Source organism: Pseudomonas sp. K5002, assembly GCF_013386655.1.
Classification (GTDB): domain Bacteria; phylum Pseudomonadota; class Gammaproteobacteria; order Pseudomonadales; family Pseudomonadaceae; genus Aquipseudomonas.
On record NZ_JACARK010000915.1, the window covers coordinates 1 to 3364 of the forward strand.

Annotated in this window: 4 protein-coding genes; all 4 read left to right on the top strand. The window is 63.8% G+C overall.

The window, feature by feature from the left end:
* Window positions 1-1030 (top strand): MFS transporter (locus tag HX846_RS30910; protein ID WP_178966849.1); only part of this gene is annotated, 1030 nt, incomplete at its 5' end.
* 147 nt (window positions 1031-1177) lie between these two features.
* Window positions 1178-2035: a CoA transferase subunit A gene (locus HX846_RS30915; protein ID WP_003219830.1), complete on the top strand. Its 858-nt coding sequence runs from the start codon at window positions 1178-1180 to the stop codon at window positions 2033-2035.
* Window positions 2032-2814: a CoA-transferase subunit beta gene (locus HX846_RS30920; protein WP_172834582.1), complete on the top strand. Its 783-nt coding sequence runs from the start codon at window positions 2032-2034 to the stop codon at window positions 2812-2814. The genes HX846_RS30915 and HX846_RS30920 overlap by 4 nt, the downstream gene beginning before the upstream one ends.
* Window positions 2811-3335, top strand: a complete 525-nt coding sequence (locus tag HX846_RS39870; protein WP_306173173.1) for an amidase family protein — start codon at window positions 2811-2813, stop codon at window positions 3333-3335. Before HX846_RS30920 ends, HX846_RS39870 begins: the two co-directional genes overlap by 4 nt.
* Window positions 3336-3364 lie beyond the last annotated feature (29 nt).

Sequence of the window (3364 nt, forward strand, 5' to 3'; positions counted from 1 at the left end):
CTTCAGCCTGGCCTCGGCCTACAGCAGCAACGTCGATCAACTGCTGATCCTGCGCTTCCTCACCGGTCTCGGCCTGGGCGCCGGCATGCCGAACGCCACGACACTGCTCTCCGAATACACCCCGGAACGCCATAAGTCGCTGCTGGTGACCAGCATGTTCTGCGGCTTCAACCTGGGCATGGCCGGTGGCGGGTTTATCTCGGCCAAGCTGATCCCTGCGTATGGCTGGCACAGCCTGCTGATGATCGGCGGCCTGTTGCCGCTGATCCTCGCGGTGGTGCTGCTGTTCTGGCTGCCGGAGTCGGCGCGTTACCTGGTGGTGCGCAATCGCGGCACCGACAAAGTGCGCAAGACCCTGGCGCCTATCGAGCCGGGCATCGTCGCCCAGGCCTCGAGCTTCAGCGTGCCCGAACAGAAAACCGTCAAGGCGCGCAACGTGTTCGCGGTGATCTTCTCCGGCACCTACAGCGCCGGCACCTTGCTGTTGTGGCTGACGTATTTCATGGGCCTGGTGATTGTCTACCTGCTGACCAGTTGGCTGCCGACCCTGATGCGCGACAGCGGCGCCAGCATGGAACAGGCCGCGTTTATCGGTGCGTTGTTCCAGTTTGGCGGCGTATTGAGTGCGGTCGGCGTGGGCTGGGCGATGGACCGGTTCAATCCGCACAAGGTCATCGGTACCTTCTACCTGCTGGCCGGGGTGTTTGCCTACGCGGTGGGACAGAGCCTGGGCAATATCACGCTGCTGGCGACCCTGGTGTTGATTGCCGGCATGTGTGTCAACGGTGCGCAGTCGGCGATGCCGTCGCTGGCCGCACGTTTCTACCCGACCCAGGGCCGCGCCACGGGCGTGTCGTGGATGCTCGGCATCGGCCGCTTTGGCGCGATCCTCGGGGCGTGGATGGGCGCGACCTTGCTGGGCCTGGGCTGGAACTTCGAACAGGTGCTGACCGCCCTGGTGATCCCGGCGGCATTGGCCACCACCGCGGTGGTGATCAAGGGCATGGTCAGCCATGCCGACGCTACCTGAAACGGACCGATAGCAAGACAACAATCCGTTCGATAATCGAACGCTCAGTCGATTATCGGATTGTTTGGCCCCGACCCCCGGCTTAATCTTCAAGCACTTCGGCGCTGCCTCCAGCGCCTTTTTCGATCGATACCGGGAGCCCACCCCATGGCTGAAATCCTTTCGCTGGCTGATGCGGTAAAGCAGTTCGTGAATGACGGCGACACCGTTGCACTCGAAGGCTTTACTCACCTGATCCCTACGGCGGCAGGTCATGAAATCATTCGTCAGGGCAAGAAAGACCTGACGCTGGTGCGCATGACGCCTGACCTGATCTACGACCAGTTGATCGGCGCCGGCTGTGCACGCAAGCTGATTTTCTCCTGGGGCGGCAACCCGGGCGTGGGTTCCCTGCATCGCCTGCGGGACGCCGTTGAAAAGCAATGGCCGCAACCGCTGGAGATCGAAGAGCACAGCCACGCCGACCTGGCCAATGCCTACGTCGCCGGTGCCTCCGGCCTGCCATTCGCGGTGTTGCGCGCCTACGCCGGCTCCGACCTGCCCAAGGTCAACCCGCTGATCAAGACCGTGACCTGCCCCTTCACCGGTGAAGTGCTGGCGGCCGTGCCGTCGGTGCGCCCGGACATCACCGTGATCCACGCGCAAAAGGCTGACCGCAAGGGCAACGTGCTGCTGTGGGGCATCCTCGGGGTGCAGAAGGAAGCGGCCCTGGCGGCCAAGCGCTGCATCGTTACCGTTGAAGAAATCGTCGACGACCTCAACGCGCCGATGAACGCCTGCGTGCTGCCGACCTGGGCCCTGACTGCCGTGTGCCATGTGCCGGGTGGCGCGCATCCGTCCTACGCCCACGGTTACACCGAACGTGACAACCGTTTCTACCAGGCCTGGGACCCCATCGCCCGGGACCGTGAGACGTTTACTGCGTGGATCAACGAATACATCCACGGCACCGCCAATTTCAGTGAATTCCAGGCCAAGCTGGCCACCGCGCAGGAGGCCAAATAATGGCTTACTCGACCAACGAAATGATGACCGTCGCCGCCGCGCGCCGCCTGAAGAACGGTTCGGTGTGCTTCGTCGGCATCGGCCTTCCCTCCAAGGCTGCCAACCTGGCGCGCCTGACGTCGTCGCCGGATGTGGTGCTGATCTACGAGTCCGGCCCGATTGGCGCCAAGCCTTCGGTGCTGCCGCTGTCCATCGGTGACGGCGAGCTGGCTGAAACCGCTGACACCGTGGTGCCGACCGGTGAGATTTTTCGCTACTGGCTGCAGGGCGGGCGCATTGACGTCGGCTTCCTCGGCGCGGCCCAGGTCGACCGTTTCGGCAATATCAACACCACCGTGGTCGGTGACTACCACCAGCCCAAAGTGCGCCTGCCAGGTGCCGGTGGCGCACCGGAGATCGCCGGCTCCGCGAAGAGCGTGCTGATCATCCTCAAGCAGTCGGCCCGCTCGTTTGTCGACAAGCTGGACTTCATCACTTCGGTCGGCCACGGCGAAGGCGGTGACTCGCGCAAACGCCTGGGTCTGCCAGGCGCCGGTCCTGTAGGGATTATTACCGACCTGTGCATCATGGAGCCGGAGGAGGGCAGCCACGAATTTGTCGTCACCGCCCTGCACCCCGGCGTGACCCGTGAGCAAGTAGTGGCCGCCACCGGTTGGGCGATTCGTTTTGCCGACCAGGTGACCACCAGCGCCGAACCCACCGAGATTGAACTGACTGCCCTGCGCGACCTTGAGGCACGCACCGCTGCCGCCCACGGCCAAGCCCCCGGAGAAGCCTGATGCGCGACGTATTTATCTGTGACGCCATTCGTACCCCCATCGGCCGTTTTGGCGGTGGCTTGTCCACCGTGCGCGCCGATGACCTGGCGGCACTGCCGATCAAGGCGCTGATGGAGCGCAACCCGTCGGTGGAGTGGAGCGCGGTGGACGAAGTGTTCCTCGGCTGCGCCAACCAGGCCGGCGAAGACAACCGCAACGTGGCGCGCATGGCGGCATTCCATGAGCATTACGATGTGCTGGTTTCGCCGATGATGCCGATCACCGCGTTCGAGGCCGGGCACAATGTGCCGCCGGGTTCGGGACTAGGGGAATGGATGGAGTGGACGCCGTTTACCTATCCCTTCAACCTGACCCAGCAACCGGCGGCGTCGGTGCCGTGCGGGTTGGCGGCCAATGGGTTGCCGGTGGGGCTGCACGTGGTGGGGGCGCGGTTTGCGGATGAGCAGGTGCTGAAGGTTTGCCAGGTTTATGCCAGGGCTTTCCCGACCCAGCACCTGCAAACACCCAAAACCCCAACCTGAAATACAATCAAACTGTGGGAGCGGGGGGG

Coding starts and splice junctions, on each gene's coding strand:
- HX846_RS30915 (WP_003219830.1), top strand. CDS start 1,178: ATGGCTGAAATCCTTTCGCTGGCTGATGCGGTAAAGCAGTTCGTGAAT.